Here is a 17,959-nt window from a genome sequence, read left to right on the forward strand (position 1 = left end):
AAGGCTAAACAATTGACAAGCATTATAAAGATTAGTGCTTTTTCTTTATTCTAATAAATTACATAGCTGATATACTCCACACAAAGCAATAACAAAAAAACTACAGGCGGTATGCATGACAACGGAACACCAACTACTGGTCGGGCTATTAAAGAAGCTTAAAGATGACGCTCTTGTGCTTCCAACACTGCCTGAAGTGGCCATGCGGGTGCAGGAAGTTGTAGCGCAGCCAGACTCAAGTTTGAAGCAAGTTGGCGATATTATTGGCCAAGATGCTGCTATTTCAGCTCGTATTATTAAAGTAGCTAACAGCGCCTTATATAGCCGAGGTAACAAAGCTGAAAATATCAGTGCAGCCGTGAATAGAATTGGTTTGATACAAATTAAATCTATCGTGACTTCTGTGGCACTTGAGCAGTTATTTATCTCAACCAATGAAATGGTCTGGGAAGTGATGGATGAAGTATGGCAAACCTCTATCGAGGTGACCGCATCTTCAGGGGCAATGTTAGCGATTTATAATAAGCGCAATCCAACTAAGAAGTTAGATCCTGAAACGTTAACACTTGCTGGCCTTGTTCATAATATTGGTGCGTTACCTGTGTTGTCGGAAGCTGAATCCAAGCCTGATGCATTTACCAGTATTGAACAATTACGTGGGTTAGTGCGTAAAATGCAAGGACCTATAGGGCGTGCAATTTTAAAAACATGGGATTTTGCCCCTGAGGTCATGGAGGTCGTAGAGCGTTGGGCTGATTTACATTACATGCCAGAGAATGTGACTTACTTAGACTTTATTCGCTCAGCGGCATATTACACTGGTGAATTAAGAGCAGGGGTGGAACTTGAGCAGCGTTTAGATATTTTCGCAACTCGTGGGCTACCTGTGACGCCAGAAGATTTAGAGAGTGATGAGTTTTTAGAAGTTTATCATTCCATTAAGCAAAGCTATCAATAAAAAAGCGATTACGTGTGTTAGTTAAAAGCGATACACTCGACTATTAACAATAACTTATATAAGGAGCGGTAAATTGTGTTAAGCATTGAAATTATCATTGTGCTTTTTATTGCACTTATTCTGTTATTAGGAGTTGTGTTAGGCGGTTATTTTCAGCAAGGAAAGTTTATTGCTGAATTAACCCAAACCTTAGAATCTAATTCTGCTGACCATTCACCATTAAATTTCAAACATACCCCAAGAGCATTTAAACCTCTAGTACGTAACCTGAATCTGTTTCAGCAAAGTAATCCTATTACTCTTGAGCGAGACAAGCTGACGGGTCTATCGAATCGGGTTGGCTTTAAACGAAAAATGTTTGCCAAAATGCCAGCGACAGAAGGGATGTTAGTGCTGGTGGATATCCAGCAGTTTCGGTTTGTGAATGATTTATTCGGCTTTATTTTTGGTGACCAGTTACTGAAATCTTTTGCCAGAAGAATTAAGCTGTTACCTAACCCCCCTCAGTTTGTCTCGCGTATGAACGGTAATGAGTTTTTACTGTTTTATCCTAAAGCCATTTCCATTTCTGAATTAAACTACGTCAAACAGCATCTACAAAAGTCGTTTGAGATCGAGCAAACCCCCATTAGCATTAAAGTTCAGTTAGGCGTACTTGAGTTACATGAGCACCATGCGGATGTGAGCTTGATGCTTCGAAGATTAGATTTAGCACTAAAAAAAGCCAAAATTAGCCACCAAGACATTGCCTTTTATAATCAAGATGATGATAAAGCGCAGTATCGCGAATTAATGATCATTAATAGTCTCCCTAAAAGTTTAAAGCAGAACCAGCTCCATATGGTTTATCAGCCTAAACTCGACATTAGCACGGGAAATTGCTCGCAAGTTGAAGCGTTAATTCGTTGGGAACATGAAGGTTTAGGTAATATTTCACCAACGGAATTTATCCCACTAGCTGAGCATACAGGCGTGATCAACTTAATCAGTCAGTGGGCATTAGAGCAGGTACTTCAGCAACAAGTTAAATGGCTGCAGCAAGGGATTAATATAAAAGTCGCTGTTAACCTATCGACCAAAGATTTAGAGAATCAACACTTACCCATCGATATAAGTAATTTGCTGATGCAGTATAAGGTGCCAGCAGAGAACTTGATGATTGAAATTACTGAAAGTGCCTTGATGCTTGATTTAGCTCGAACCATTGAGACGCTAAAAGAAATTAGAGAGTTAGGAGTTAAAATTGCTATTGATGACTTTGGTACTGGCCACTCTTCATTAGCCTACTTACGTCACTTACCCATCGATGAAGTTAAAATTGATAAAGCTTTCTTAGATGATTTTAATTGTGATTTACAAGCGAATAAAATCGTCAAAACAAGTATTGATTTAGCTAAAAGCCTTGGCTTTGATGTGACGGTAGAAGGGGTTGAAACCAAAGATGTTTTTGATACCTTGATTGAATTTGGTACTGATACCATTCAAGGTGAGTATGTGAGTAAACCTCTTATTGCCTCTGAATTAGAGCTGCGTTTCTCGCAGCTCATTCAAAAACCTTTTGTGACAGCTCCAATCACCCATTAATCGATTTATTGAGCTTATATCATCAAAGTTATTAACGTCATTTAGCATAATTGATCTCAAGTTTAGCTAAACTTTTCAGTGAGTTGTTCAATTAACTTGATTGGCATTGGTGCCATTTGACGCTGCTGATTCATGCAAACCATTTCGATGGTTGCTGTCACCGCAGGCTTCTTCGCATTAGGGCGCCAAATCTCTTGCTGCCACACAGTGCGGTATTTACTTTCAAAGTAATATTTAGTTCTGACATCGATAATATCTGCAAACTCAACCCCATCATGGCAAAGCATATCTGTTCGATATACTGCAAACCCTAGTTGCTGCTCTTGCCATAAAATATTGAGCACATTAGCGCCAATGACATGTTCTCTGGCCCGTTCAAAATACTTTAAGAAGTTGGGATGATATACCACCCCTGAAAAGTCAGTATCTTCGTAATATATTTGCACAGGGAAATGGAAGGTAGGGCTGTATTCAATTGTTTTTTGAGTCATCATCATTGCAATGTCAGAATTTATTAATGCTATTGTCGCTTATTTGAGTCGGTTTCTATAGCGCTAATTAATAAGGATTGTTGTCATTCAACCTCATCAGACCACAGCTGCGAGTTTTGGTGGCTTAGTTTATATGACTTAGTTTAGGTGATTTAGTTTAGGCTGCGTCTATTGACGAGGATTTCGCTAGCTGTTGGCTCGGTTACCGCAGGGCTAAATAAATATCCCTGACCAGTCAGGCAGCCTAATTCAATAAGCTTGGCTCTTTGCAAGTCAGCTTCAATACCTTCTGCGACAATATCCATATTAAGCTCAATACCTAATTGAATGATATTTTTTAATACTATTTCAGTTGCTTGGTTGTCTAATAAATTTTTGAGAAAACCCTGATCAATTTTTAAGGTATCTATCGGGAAATGGGTAAGGTAATTTAATGATGAAAACCCTGTGCCAAAGTCATCTAAAGCAATTCGTACGTTGAGTTTCTTGAGTTGCTTAAGCACGACTTCAGCGGTGTCGAAGTTTTCAATCAATAAGGACTCGGTTATTTCTAATTCGAGTTTTTCAGCTGGAAACCCCGTTTGAGCTAAAATTTCGGCGATATGCTCACAAATATCAGGTTGAGAGAGTTGTATTGGCGATATATTGACTGAAATATTATCTTTTAATAATCCTTGTTGATGCCATTTTTGCCCATCAGTGCACGCTTGTAAAAGTACCCAATAGCCAATTTCAATAATTTGGCCATTGCTTTCAGCTTCAGGGATAAACTTCACTGGTGATATGAGCCCTTCCGTTGGGTGATACCATCTTAATAAAGCCTCAAACGAACAGACTTCACCATTAACCATATTGACCTTAGGTTGATAGTGAACTTGAAATTGCTTATTGATGAGAGCATTTTTCAATTGCTGCTTAATGGTGGTTTTTTCAAGTAGTGCTTGTGATAACGACTCATTGAAAAAATAAGCGCCATTGCGGCCAGCATGTTTAGCGGCGTACATGGCTGTGTCTGCATGTTTTAACAATGTTTTACAGTCAACGCCATCTTCAGGGAAGCAGGCGACCCCTATGCTTGCTGAGCTCGTTATCCAGTGTTCCTTTATTTGATAACCTGTATTAATGCTGGAGCGGATCTGCTCAATAATATTGATGAGTTTAGCTTGAGTGCCAGGATGTTGAATAATGATAGCAAATTCATCCCCGCCTAATCTTGCCAGTAAATCCTCTTCTTTAAGGGTGTTTGATAAACGTTTACTGACTTCAATAATCAACTCATCGCCAATATCATGGCCCATAGTATCATTCACTTCTTTAAAATAATCTAAGTCTATGAACACGACTGCCGCAGGTTTTTGTATATCATTGACTGTTAATTCGAGTTTTGCATTAAAACGAAAACGATTTGATAGGCCAGTTAAACTGTCAAAGTTGGCTCGATTACTGAGTTCGGTAATTTTTTGATAACGGGTATATAGATAAAGAATCGCGAGGAAAGCACAAATAATGATTAAGATAATAATGGCGTAGAACCACCAAGCTTGTTTGACCTTAAAATCAAACGAAGCGACATTTGGACTCCAGCGACCATCGCTATTACTGCCTTGGGCAACAAAAGAATAGTGACCTGCATTAAGGTTGGTGTAAGTCGCTGAGGTATGACTGCCTGCATAGATCCATTCGTCATCAAAACCCAATAATCGATAACGATATTGATTCCTATACGGGGCGGTAAAGTCCATTGATGCAAAGGAGAATTGGACAATATTTTGTTCATAGTCCAATTGAACATCACCGATTTTTTGGTTGCTGTTAGGGCCTAAAAACTGTTCATTGGCAATCAGTGCAGAAGTGATATGGACTTTGGGTTTGAAGCGATTACTTTTGATGGCTTTAGTGTTAATTTTATACAGGCCATTATTAGAGCCTAGGTATAAATTATCGTTTTTCATCGCTATCGCAGAATCAGTAAATGAGCTGCCTTTTTCGTTAGTCGCACTTGGGTACTGTGTTACTTCAAAGGTATCAATATTCATTCTGGCGAATTTGGATTGCGAAGTAACCCAGACAAAACCATCTCGATTACCGGTAACTCCTCTTAAGGTGTTGCTGGTAAACCCTTGCTCTTTATTGAAGTATTTAATTTCAACAGGATCTTGCCACATTTCTCCCATTTCGATACGTGCGAGGCCCAATCCTTGGGTGGCAACCCAAATATGGTTATTTTCATCTTGATAAAGTTTAACGGTTCTTATGTTTTCTGTTTCTGAGCCAAGCGATAAATGCTTAACCTCGAAAGTCTCAGGATTCACTCTGTAAATGGCATTGGTTGTTGCTAACCATAATTCGCCATTATGGATAAATTGCTTATCAAAAGTGAAGTTGCCTCCTGCGGCATAAGAAAAGTCATGTTCTGTCAGTAGTTGCTGTTTAATTCCTTCTTGAGGATTAAACAGGATCAGCCCCACATCTAAGTAACCCGTGATCCAAACATCGCCGTTATTATCAGGCAGCGCCAAATAGAAAGGACTATTAGGGAAGTCATGAGGATTATCTAGCGCGTTACTATAGTGGGTTAAGGTTTCATTAAGTGTGTTAAATACCGACAAACCATTTGCACTGGCAATCCAGAGATTTTCTTTATCGTCTTTAATTGCACTGTATGGCGACGAAATTGATGCGTCTTCAATTGGGTTTAATTTTATCGCTTCTGTTTTATCGCTGATGAGATTTATTTTTTCTGATGTTGTTACCCAGACATCTTTGCTTTTATCGGTATTAATCCAATAAGTGAAAGGGCTAGATAATTCAGGTGAAAATGGGTGGGGTCTAAAAATTCGAGTGCCATGCTTAAACGGGGAGTAGTACGATGCCCCCATTGTTGTGGCGAACCAAATGCCGCCTGATTGATCAATCTGCAATTCACCGACAATATTATCTGCAATAGAACTAGGGTTGTAGGCTTGATGTTGTAGGTGGGTATAGCTCATTGTGTCTAATGTGACTTTTGTAGCGCCTTTGTCATGGGCTAGCCAAAGGGTATTGTCATTTTCAAGGGTGAGGTCATATATCGTATTTGATATAATTTGATCGATAGAAGGGTTATTTTCATCGATTACATAGGCAACTACTTCCATGGTTTTAGGGTTGAAATCGATTAAACCTTGTTGATAAGTTCCTAACCAAACTTGCTCGTCAGATATCACTTCAACGGCATTGATTGATCCTGTCATAACCTTATTGGTATCAGGATCTAAAGATGTGACTATATCTAACCGCTGGGTGTCCATGTTGACTGTCGTGAGTCCATAGTCTGTAGCAACCCATAGTGTATCTTTGTAATCACTAAAAATACTGTAAATGGAAGTATCGTATTGCTGACCATCTTCGTCAAAAAGTGAAAAACCCGTGAAGGTGTTTGTTTGCGAATTATATAGACTAATTCCTGCACCTGTACCTATCCAGATATTGTCATGCTTATCTTCATATATTCGCGTTACCCAACTAGAGCCAAGATTATTTTGACTGGTCTGCATATTGTGCAAAACCATTTCATTAGCAGGTGTTAGCTGATTGAGTCCATCTTCAGTACCGATCCAAATATTGCCGGCTTTATCTTCATAAATATCGGTGACATAGTTGTTTGAGATGTGATTCTTTTCATTAGGCGAAAACTGAAAATGAGTGAAGTTGATACCATCGTATCGGCTTGCACCACTGTCAGTGCCAAACCACATATAACCGCTTCGTTGTTGGTGAATAGTAGTAATACTAGAGGAAAGTAAGCCATCACTTACATTGAGGGTTTCAAGCTGGAATTGCTCAGCGTAGGCTAGTGAAAATATGCCGAAATTGACACAAATAGCAATGATAAAGCTATGTAGGTTGCTTGCCCGTAGAAACATCAACTTCTCTGCTATTTAGGGTGATTACTATTACGTAATTGTTACATAAAAAAATGCTCTATGGAATCCTGTATAGCAGATGACTTTGTTCGAACTCGCTTTGTTAACTTGATGTTAACATCTGATTTTAAAAGAAATATTTTATAGTTAAATTTTTAATGATGATTTAAATACTATTCAATAGCTTAAGCAATATATCTTCAATGTTTGGACTCATATCATGCAAATTAAACCTGAAATTAACTAACAGAAAACTAGAGCAATAAGTTTGATTCGATCGGGATATGACTGCCTATCACATCCAGCAATGATTTCGCTGTAAGAGCAGCGACACTGATCACCTGTGTATCGCAAGCATATTTCTGCGCAACTTTTGCCATCAATAAATCAAAGTCACCGTCACCTGAAAGCAGAATGACCTTATCAACGTGCTCAGCATAATCTAAAACGTCGATGGTTATCCCGACATCCCAATCGCCTTTTGCACTGCCGTCACTACGTTGAATATAGGGTTTGAGTTTAACCTCAAAACCAATGTGCCTCAGTGCATCTTGAAATTTGACTTGGCCATCATCTGCAGGGGCTATGGCATAAGCAAAAGCATACTCTACTTGAGCTTGTTGGCTCAGCATTTTAAAAAGCGCACGATAATTAAACGAGCGACCATAAGCCTGTTTACAGGTGTAATAGATGTTTTGTACATCAACAAATACCGCGATTTTTTCCATTATTACACCTGTTATTCCGTTATAAATGCTGACTAGTCAGGGATTGCTCGGATCTCGTCGGTAGCAAACCTAAAATTCACTACGTGCTTTTTTGCTTTTGAAGTTCAATAGCATCATTGAGTTGTTGTTCAACAAACCCTGGAGAGTGAGTCGCACCAGATATCAATCGATACATGGCAGGGATCACTAATAAGGTCACTAGAGTAGCAAATGCCATTCCAAAGAACACTACTGTACCGACTGCAATTCGACTTTCTGACCCTGCACCTGTTGACATAATCAATGGGATTGCACCAATAAGGGTGGTAAATGCGGTCATTAGAATAGGTCTTAAACGTCTAGCTGAAGCATCAATAATAGCTTGCTCTAATTCAAGACCTTTGTCTCTAAGCTGGTTGGCAAACTCAACAATCAAGATACCATTCTTAGTCACCATACCAATCAACATAATCATGCCGATTTGGCTGTAAATATTAAGGCCTTGCCCAGTTAGGTATAAGCCTAAGAATCCACCAAATATTCCCATTGGTACGGTAAACATAACCACTAATGGGTTAATAAAGCTCTCAAATTGCGCAGCAAGAACTAAATAAGCGACTAACAAGGCTAAGCCGAATACAATAAAGATGCTGCTTTGGTTTTCTTTAAAGTCTTTTGATTCACCGGTATATGACACTGTGATATCACTTGGCAGCATTTCAATGGCTTTAGCGTCAAGAAAATCTAATGCTTCACCTAAAGTATGTTCAGCGCCTAAGTTTGCTTTTAGGGTGATCGATTTTTGCTTATTAAGATGACTTAATTTTTGTGCTGAAGCGACCTCGTCAATTTGAGTAATGGTATCTAAGGTGATCAGCTGGCCTGTTGCTGTGCGCATATATATCTGACTTAAATCAGCGACGCTGTTAAAACTGTTTTCATCACCGCGAAGATAAACATCATATTCTTCACCGCGCTCAATAAAGGTCGTTTCACTGCGGCCACCTAGCATGATTTCCAAGGTGTCAGATACCTCTGTAACACTGACGCCAAGCTCTGCTGCACGTTCACGATCAACGGTGACCAATAACTCAGGTGTTGTTTCTGCATAGTCAAGATCTGCACCTTCTAATATTGGGCTTAAGTCGGCCTCAAGTTGCAGTTTTTGTGCCCAGTCAAATAGTTCGTTGTAGTCAGAACCACCTAAAACAAATTGCACTGGCTCGCTAGATTTACCTCTAAAACCAGGCAGCATAGGGCGAACCATCACATCGGGAATGCCTTCAAGAGACTTAGCTACAATACCGAGTGCCTGTTGGGCATTGATAGAGCGATCTTTCCATTCTTCTAATTGAATAATGACAAAACCGGTTTGGTCACCAGCACGACCGCCAAAAGCGGGCGCCTGAGTACTGAATGATTTAATAAGACCATTACCCAGCATCGGCATTAATCTTTGCTCTACAATGTCCATATTGGCAGCCATGCGATTATAACTGGTGCCTTCAGCGCCTTTGATGAAGGCAAAAATCACTCCACGGTCTTCTTGTGGCGCAAGTTGAGCTGGAACTTGATTCAATAACCAGCCACTACCTACAAGACAGGCAATAATCACAACAGGCGCCGCGAAACGGTATTGAACTGCCTTTGAGACGATAGCGCGGTATTGCTGCTCAAGCTTATCAAATACTCCATCAACCCAAAGGTTAAAACGGTTAGGTTTAACATTGGCTTTAAGTAATTTACTGCCAAGTACAGGGGTTAAGGTGAGGGCGATAAGCGAGGAAAATAGCACTGATACGGCCAGCATTACCGAAAACTCAGTAAATAGTAACCCGACCATGCCCTCCATAAAGGAAATAGGTAGAAATACCATTACCAGTACAGCAGTGGTTGCCATGACTGCAAATCCAACTTCCCGCGCGCCTTTGTAGGCCGCTAAAATTGGCGGTTCGCCTTTTTCAATATGATGGAAAATATTCTCGACGACGACGATGGCGTCATCTACGACTAAACCAATGGATAATATTAAGGCCATTAAGGTTAATAAATTAATAGAAAAACCGAAGGTATTTGCCGCGATAAAGGCTGAAATAAGTGACACTGGCACTGTTACAGCAGGGATTAAGGTCGCACGTACTTGGCCAATGAAAATATATAACACTAAAATCACTAAAATGGCGGTGATAATAAGCGTGTTATAAACTTCATCAATTGAGCGAGAGATAAAAATGGTGGAGTCGTAATCGACCACTAAAGCTGTGCCATCAGGTAAAAAATCTTGGATTCTATCCACTTCTTTATGGACTAATTTGGCTACATCAAGCGGGTTAGCATCAGACTGAGCAATAATGCCTAAACTGATGTTAGTGACACCATCACTTTTAAACGTTGAGTTTTCGTTCTCTGCACCGATAAATACATCAGCGACGTCTTTTAGATAAATAGGACTGCCATCTTCTGCAGTACGTACAACCAAATAATCAAAATCATCTGGATTATTATAAAGTCTGGCCGTTCTCACAGTCATAACAGTGGTGTCATTACGGACCTCACCACCTGGGGTTTCAACATTTTCAGTATTTAAAGCAGAGACGATATCATTGGCAGACACGTTACGCCCGGCCATAAGTTCAGGCTTTAACTGAACGTACATGACTTTATATAATCCACCAGTGATTGAAATAGAACTCACTCCGGAAATTAAGTTAAATCTGTCCTCTAGCACCCGTTGGGAGTAATCAGTTAACTGGGTCCTATCCATCGTCGATGAGCTTAAATTGACATAGATTGCCGGCTCCCCAGAGCCATTGTCTTTAGAGACCACAGGATCGTTAGCTTCATCAGGTAAGCGTCTTTGAGCGCGTGCGACAGCATCGCGAACATCACTTACCCCTTCGGTTAAATTCCAGCCTAATAAGAAGGTTACAGTAATGCGCGACATGCCATTGCGGGTTACTGAGGTAATTTCATCAACACCACTGATACCGGTTAATTCATCTTCAATGGTGGTGGTGATCTGGCTTTCCATAATGGTTGCCGAGGCGCCATCATAGGTGGTCATTACAGTTACCACAGGGCTTTCTACATCAGGCATTTCTCTCACTGATAATTTTGACAGTGAAACAAGGCCAAATACCCCTAATAGCAAACTCAGAACAATCGCAACAACAGGGCGTTTAACTGATACATCAGAAAGCCACATTAACTTTTCTCCTGTTGAACTTCAGCTGTTGGGTTACTCAAAGATCCTAAGATTGATCCATTTTCTGAATGCATGTCTGAATCAACAATTGAATCATCTTCTTCATGGGCTAGCTTTTCCGCAGTACCTTGTTGCTCTAATACGTCTACTGAGACGCCATCACGCATATTAACTAAACCTTGAACGACAACAATATCACCAACGCTTAACCCTTCAGAGATCAGGACTTCATTATCAATACGGGCGCCGAGATTGACTTCAGTGCGCTTAGCAATGTTTTGGCTATCAACAAGATACACAAATCTTTTGGTGCCAGAGTATTCAATGGCTTGAACTGGGATGACAGGTTCAGAAACCGCAGGGAAGCTAAGCGTGGCCGCCATCATCATGCCAGGTTTTAACTTGTTATCTGGATTAGCAAATTCTACTCGCACACGTAAGTTTAAGGTGTCTTGATTAATACGCGAATCAATTGCGACTATTTCACCGTTAAACTCATGAGATGGCCATGCACGGCTTTGTGCTGACACTTTCATACCATTAGATAATAATGATAAGTAATGCTCAGGAACTTGTAAGTCGAGTCTCATGGTTGAAAGGTTGTCAAAAGACAGTAATTCGGTACCGACAGAAATCATCTTGCCAACGCTAAAATCGATTAAGCCTGCAGAGCCTGAAAATGGGGCATTAAGTGAGTGGTAATCTAAATCAGCTTGGGCTGCAGCCAATCTTGCCGCAGCAATATCAACACTGGCACGTTGAGCATCAATTTCGGTTTGAGTAATGGCATTGCTTGAGATGAGTTTAAGGAATTCCTTTAACTTTCTTTTTTCATCAGCAAGATAAGCGGCAGCTTCTGCTGTTGCTGCTTTGGCTTTTGAATCGTCTAGCTGAACCATCACTTGTCCAGCTTGAATGTCTTGATCGGGTTTTATCAAAATGTCACTAATTTTCCCGGCAACTTGAGAAGAAATAAAAACAGATTGTTCAGCATCAAGTTTGCCAATTAACGACAGTGATTGTGATAGTTCATGTTGATCGACAATACCTGTCACAACAGGAATAGTTTTTTGGGCTTTTCCCTTTGCATGAGGCTTGGCTTTATCTGCTTGAGATAAACCACTAAAAGACACAACAGCAGCGATAAGACTGCTTACTATGATAAGAAATGCCAGTTTTTTCATTTTTTGACTCTAAGAAAGATCAACAGACCGATTGCTGAATTAGGGTCTATTTTAATGAAAAAAAGTCATATAAGGGTAAAGGAATGTAAAGCTAAACATATAAGATTGTAAGGAAACATGCTGATAACATAAGTGTTTATCAAAATGATCTTAAATGTTGTTTGCCGATCTTACTTGTTACCAAATATATACAGTTGAATCTTTTTTTTAGTCAATAAGTCGTGTTTGAAAGGTAATGAGTAATTTATTTTTTCCAATAAAAAAGCCACCTTTTAGATAAGGTGGCTTGATGCTAGTAACTGGTTTTTACAGTTTCTCAGAAGGCGTTGAATCAAAGCTTTTATTTTGCTCTGTCGTTGTTGGTTCAATTCCCATGAAGTACTCATACCCTTTGTCTTGTAGGGTCTTCTTAGGTTTATTTACAGTAGCGTTAGCTTGATTGTTAACTAAGCTAGGCTGCTTTGGCTTCATCTTCATGGTTTGCTTTTTATGCTCGTTATCAGGCAAAGTAACCATGTCACTATTATGAGAATTGCTATTAAAGTTATAGCTAAACACACCGTTGCCCTGAATAAACTCAACACTGGATTTATCTTCAGAATGATAAGAAGCTAAAATGCCATGTTGGCCTAATGGCACTTCATGAAACAGTTCACGACCAGTACCAATTTTAACCCCATCTATAAACCAATCGGCAGCAACATTACTGACCAAGGTTATCATCGCAGATTTGAGCCCAAGTTGTTCATTGATTAATGAGTCGATTTTACTGTTATAAGATGGTTTGAATGCCATTTTAATTTTGTAATTTAAATTGCCACTCATATTCATGCTGGCATCAACAACATCGTAGGACAACAGCACACTTCGTTCATTTAAAAACGGGTCGGTTTTAATTGTATTGGTCACAATGTAATTTTCTGAGTCTTTTAAACAATCGTTAATAGACTGAAACTTAGAACATAAAGTTGAACCATCTAAATCGACAGATTGCACAGTATCTGGCTTAGATACATCTGCAATAACACGTTTGGTTATTTCACTTTTGAGTGCGGCTAGCTGTTCGTCTTTATTAGTACGAGTACTGTTGATGATATCGTACTCAGCCATGATTGATTTGTACTCTCGTTTTAGAGACTTGCCATCAATATCATACTTAGTTTCAAGTTGATCGACTTTAAGGACTAAAGTTTCGAGCTCTTTATAAAAGGAATCGAGATTAGCGCGAGATAAAATTCTTGTTGGCAGTTTAGAAACTAAATGCTCATATTCTGTTTGCTTACTCTTAATTTCAACGCTCAATGCATGATAATCAGATTCTTTCTTCTTATGAGTCGATAATTTATCGTTCGCAGAAATAAGTAAACTATCAATATTATACTTTTGCTCAATTTCTTGAAGTTTTTGCGTCTCACTACTAGAAATGATCTCTAAACCAAATGAGCTACTTGCATAAAAACATAATAAAATAAAAGTAATTTGACTATATCTCACTGATTCCTCCATTTTTAATTGATTTTTTGGTGTATAGCTTACGCTATAACAATTGGTCAACAGTTAGGTGATCCGTCAATAATTTTATAGTACTTAAGTTAATTTGTCTTTACAAATAGATTGTGGATTTTTGACGCTTTTTTACAACCCCCTCAAACTGTTTTGCAAGATGAATCAGTTACGGCACTCGCTTGATGCTGGTCGTTACCTTTAAATGTTACTTAAGTAACTATTAATGTTGAGTATATTTTATTTTTATCATACAAGGTGAGAATAGTTTATAGCTTGAGCATGATAGGAGTGAGTTCAAGGTCTAAAACATGAGGTTAATGAGTGATTGCAGCAAAAATGTTAACTTAACGCCAAAAGTCATTTTTATGACATTGCCTTATTTGAACTTATATTTTTAGCCGCTACAGCCTGATTTTTGTGCTAAACATAGAAAAGCCCCTGTTTAACAATACCTCGAGCGAGAGAGCATTATTACATGGGGCTTTAATATCGTATGAACAACTCAATTTACAACAATTAAATTGCGCACTTTTTGTGATGCCTTATTTAGCGATGCGCTTGTACTTCAGGCGATGAGGCTCAATGGCTTCGGTACCTAAGTGTTCTTTTAACCAAGCTGTATATTCAGTGTAGTTACCTTCATAGAAGTTAACTTGTCCTTCATCGCGGTAATCAAGAATATGGGTTGCGATTCTGTCTAAGAACCAACGGTCATGTGAAATAACCATGGCACAACCAGGGAACTCTAAAAGAGCTTCTTCTAATGCACGCAGTGTTTCAACGTCCAAGTCATTGGTTGGTTCATCGAGTAATAATACGTTGCCGCCAGCTTGCAATAATTTAGCAAGATGGACTCGGTTACGCTCACCGCCTGATAAAGTGCCAATGATTTTTTGTTGATCGCCACCGCGGAAATTAAAGCGGCCTACGTATGCACGACTCGGGATCTCAGTATTGTTGATACGCATGATATCTTGACCGTCTGAAATCTCTTGCCAAACTGTGTTCTTATCATTCATTGAATCTCGGAACTGTTCAACAGAGGCTATTTGCACTGATTCGCCGACTTCAATGCTGCCGCTATCCGGTTGCTCTGCACCTGAAATCATCTTGAATAGTGTCGATTTACCTGCACCGTTGGCGCCGATGATACCGACAATCGCGCCTTTTGGAACAGCGAAAGTTAAGTCATCAATCAATACTCGGTCACCATATGATTTGGTCAGGTTATTTACTTCAATAACCTTATCACCTAAACGTGGCCCAGGTGGAATGAATAACTCATTGGTTTCATTTCGCTTTTGGTAATCATTGGTGTTCAATTCTTCAAAGCGAGCCATACGGGCTTTGCCTTTTGATTGACGACCTTTTGAACCTTGGCGTACCCATTCTAATTCTTTTTGAATGGTTTTCTGGCGCGCACTTTCTGTGGAAGATTCTTGCTGTAGACGAGCATCTTTTTGCTCTAACCAAGATGAGTAGTTACCTTCCCAAGGAATACCTTCACCACGGTCGAGTTCTAAAATCCAACCTGCAGCATTATCCAAGAAATATCTATCATGGGTAATAGCCACAACGGTGCCAGTATAGTCTTGTAAGAAACGTTCAAGCCAAGCGACTGATTCAGCATCCAAGTGGTTGGTTGGTTCATCGAGTAACAACATGTCTGGCTTTTCAAGCAGTAAGCGACAAATAGCGACACGGCGACGTTCACCACCCGAAAGTACTTCGATTTTTTCATCCCAATCAGGCAGACGCAGTGCATTGGCTGCTCTATCTAATACCACATCAAGATTATGAGCATCTTGAGATTGAATAATTGCTTCAAGCTGCCCTTGCTCTTTTGCAAGCGCATCAAAATCGGCATCTGGTTCAGCATAAAGTGCATAAACTTCATCTAAACGTGTAAGGGCATTTTTAGCTTCGCTTACGGCTTCTTCGATAGCCTCACGGACGGTTTGAGATTCATCCAGCTTAGGTTCTTGAGGAAGGTAGCCGATTTTTAAATCTTGCATCGGGCGAGCTTCACCTTCGATTTCAGTATCTAACCCTGCCATGATTCTAAGCAGAGTAGATTTACCTGAACCGTTTAAACCCAGTACACCAATCTTGGCGCCAGGAAAAAAACTAAGGGAAATATCTTTAAGGATTTGTTTTTTAGGTGGAACAATCTTGCCCACTCTAAGCATGCTATATACAAACTGAGCCATATTTATATCTCTTTGACTAAGATTCGGACTAGGAAATTTAATTAATTCTACTTCAATCTCGCCGTAACTGAAAATCGAACTTTTGTCATTGAAGGTTTATTCCACACCGATAGGTCAAAAAACTACTTAACAAAAACAACCGAATAAAGTAATAATCGTCTACAACATAGTTGTAACAACCCGATTTATGGATAGAAAGAGGGACAATCACTGATTGTTGGTGATATCAGGTTAATTTTTCAAAATATGTTAAGGGATTAAAGTGAGCACGATACAAAGGAAGGCTTTAAAGAGAATATTACTATGTAATTCGTTGTTTTCTGTTTCAATATTCTGCTTGTGTAGTCAAGTTAATGCCCAAGAACTCCAAGCAAAAGAATACAGGTCTTTATTCATTGAAAAAGACCAACCAACCGCTGTTTTCGCCATTAACAGCAAAGATGAAAGTTCAGATAAATCCTTTTATTCAGCAGTTAATCAATCATATTCAAATGAAGTCAATCAACTTAATTATGAGCCATCAGGTTTAGTCATAAGCTCTATCACTGCAGGAAAAGACATTAGAAGTATTAGTGGGCCTGATTTACAAAAAGGTGAAACTCTTATCACAGATACTGAGCTAATAGATAAAGACTGGTGGGGAGCATTAATTGAAATTTCTACGGTATTAGTCATTGGCGAGGTACTTTACCTGACCAGTGAAGAAAGTATGGAAGGAGATTTTGATTACGAAATTGAAGGCAATGCAGGGCAATATTTTGCAGATAGAATTGTGACAACTGATGCTTGGAAACTTGATGACAACAAGGTAGGCATGAATTGGGGGCATACCTATGCTGGCGCACTGTATTATCAAGCGTTTCGTAATTATAACTTTAATTATTATGAATCTATGGCGGGTAATTTTATCGCATCGGCAGTCTGGGAAGTCTTTGCTGAATATAAAGAAGTGGTAAGTGTGAATGATCAAATCGTTACAACATTTGGTGGTGCAGTATTGGGTGAAAGCTTATTTCAAATATCTGAAATGTTAGATTCAAAACAAGGTTGGGTTCCAACGGCTTTTAGTAGTGTTTTTAATCCGGCTAAAACCATTAAAGGTTGGTTTGGTTATGATAACCCACAACGGTTTAATCGAACATACGCCAAGGATACGTTCAACATCTATACAGGTGCAATGTACTCCAGCAAAAAGCAGGCTGATATTTCTACGACTTCTTTAATATTGGGATTAGAGGCGAGTGTTGATAGCGTTCAAGGAAAATATGATGCTTTATCTGCGACACCTAGCCAGGTCGATTTAAACATGGAACTGGGGGTTTCTAACGAAGGGATTGAAGATTGGCAAATGGATTCTTCGATTTTTTTAGGTGGCTGGACGAGCGATGTTAATACCATATTAGATTCTGAAAATAGACGCCAGACTTGGTTTATTGGCCCATCCATGGGGCTGGAATATAGCAGTCTGGGTCAAGATGAAGAGGAAGATTTTTACGCTGCAATCAATGTGATTGGTGTATCTGCTGGAACGCAATGGTTTGTTGATGATGTTTCGATAAGTATCAGAGGCGACCTGTTTGGTGATTTTAGTATGGTGAAACCCTTTGCAACAAAAGATTATCGCCAAAATGGAGGCCATTTTTGGGGGACAAAATCGGTGCTTTGGGAAGGTGGCTATGGATATGCTTTAGGCCATACTGCCAAATTAGCACTAGAGGCGAATTATAAACAATTGTTGCTCGGGGTTAAGTTTCAAAGTCAACGCTGGGACTCTATAGATGATAATGAGTTTAATCGAAGCAGTGATTGGAATCCAAACGTCAGTGACCTAGATTTTAAAGATGCACGTGATAGGTATGAAGTTTATCTCGATGTTCCTTTAACGAATACTATGAGTATCAGTATTCACCATGAACGTATCGATCGAAGTGGCACATTAACCGGAATTGAAAACTTGGCCATTGTCAATCGAAATGATGAAACAGAAAGTCGCAGTAGTATTCACTTTACTTATCAATATTAGCCGATAAATCATTGCCTGTATCATAGATTAGACTATCTAGTTTTTGTGATAAATTGAGCTGTAGAGCTTAAATATTTTGCTGATTAATATTTTAGAAAAGAGTTTTCTTAAAATTGTCACAAGGTTATGAAACTAAGAGTTAATTTGGATTTTTCTATGAAATACAATTACTGAAAGCTGCTGCAG

Annotated in this window: 10 protein-coding genes; 3 read left to right on the top strand and 7 right to left on the bottom strand. The window is 39.3% G+C overall.

What is annotated here, in order from left to right:
• Nucleotides 1–115: 115 nt before the first annotated feature.
• Nucleotides 116–958 (top strand): HDOD domain-containing protein, encoded by an 843-nt coding sequence (locus tag BCU84_RS04625; protein WP_102526929.1) that lies wholly within the window; start codon nucleotides 116–118, stop codon nucleotides 956–958.
• A 75-nt stretch (nucleotides 959–1,033) separates the two neighbouring features.
• Nucleotides 1,034–2,542, top strand: coding sequence for a bifunctional diguanylate cyclase/phosphodiesterase (locus BCU84_RS04630; RefSeq protein ID WP_229368932.1), 1,509 nt, complete (start codon nucleotides 1,034–1,036; stop codon nucleotides 2,540–2,542).
• A 62-nt stretch (nucleotides 2,543–2,604) separates the two neighbouring features.
• Here the strand turns inward: BCU84_RS04630 and BCU84_RS04635 are convergent, their stop codons facing one another.
• The 7 genes from BCU84_RS04635 to ettA all read right to left on the bottom strand — a co-directional run bounded on the left by BCU84_RS04635 (nucleotide 2,605) and on the right by ettA (nucleotide 15,750).
• On the bottom strand, nucleotides 2,605–3,033 hold the full coding sequence (locus tag BCU84_RS04635; RefSeq protein ID WP_102526970.1) for a thioesterase family protein: 429 nt from the start codon (nucleotides 3,031–3,033) through the stop codon (nucleotides 2,605–2,607).
• A 152-nt stretch (nucleotides 3,034–3,185) separates the two neighbouring features.
• Nucleotides 3,186–6,938: an EAL domain-containing protein gene (locus BCU84_RS04640; RefSeq protein ID WP_102526931.1), complete on the bottom strand. Its 3,753-nt coding sequence runs from the start codon at nucleotides 6,936–6,938 to the stop codon at nucleotides 3,186–3,188.
• A 254-nt stretch (nucleotides 6,939–7,192) separates the two neighbouring features.
• Nucleotides 7,193–7,666 carry an NYN domain-containing protein gene (locus tag BCU84_RS04645; protein WP_102526932.1) on the bottom strand — a complete coding sequence of 158 codons (474 nt, stop codon included), beginning with the start codon at nucleotides 7,664–7,666 and terminating at the stop codon, nucleotides 7,193–7,195.
• A gap of 79 nt (nucleotides 7,667–7,745) precedes the next feature.
• Nucleotides 7,746–10,850, bottom strand: a complete 3,105-nt coding sequence (locus BCU84_RS04650) for a multidrug efflux RND transporter permease subunit (protein WP_102526933.1) — start codon at nucleotides 10,848–10,850, stop codon at nucleotides 7,746–7,748.
• Nucleotides 10,850–12,034: an efflux RND transporter periplasmic adaptor subunit gene (locus BCU84_RS04655; protein WP_102526934.1), complete on the bottom strand. Its 1,185-nt coding sequence runs from the start codon at nucleotides 12,032–12,034 to the stop codon at nucleotides 10,850–10,852. Before BCU84_RS04655 ends, BCU84_RS04650 begins: the two co-directional genes overlap by 1 nt.
• A 306-nt stretch (nucleotides 12,035–12,340) precedes the next feature.
• Complete coding sequence (locus BCU84_RS04660) at nucleotides 12,341–13,528, bottom strand: hypothetical protein (RefSeq protein WP_102526935.1); 1,188 nt, start codon at nucleotides 13,526–13,528, stop codon at nucleotides 12,341–12,343.
• Between the two features lie 554 nt (nucleotides 13,529–14,082).
• Nucleotides 14,083–15,750 (bottom strand): energy-dependent translational throttle protein EttA, encoded by a 1,668-nt coding sequence (gene ettA / locus BCU84_RS04665; RefSeq protein WP_102526936.1) that lies wholly within the window; start codon nucleotides 15,748–15,750, stop codon nucleotides 14,083–14,085.
• 313 nt (nucleotides 15,751–16,063) lie between these two features.
• Between ettA and BCU84_RS04670 the strand changes: the two genes are divergently transcribed.
• Entirely contained in the window at nucleotides 16,064–17,773 is a 1,710-nt protein-coding gene (locus BCU84_RS04670; RefSeq protein WP_102526937.1) for a DUF3943 domain-containing protein, read from the top strand.
• The last annotated feature ends 186 nt before the right edge of the window (nucleotides 17,774–17,959 follow it).

The organism is Shewanella sp. 10N.286.51.B7, assembly GCF_002873615.1.
Classification (GTDB): domain Bacteria; phylum Pseudomonadota; class Gammaproteobacteria; order Enterobacterales; family Shewanellaceae; genus Shewanella; species Shewanella electrodiphila.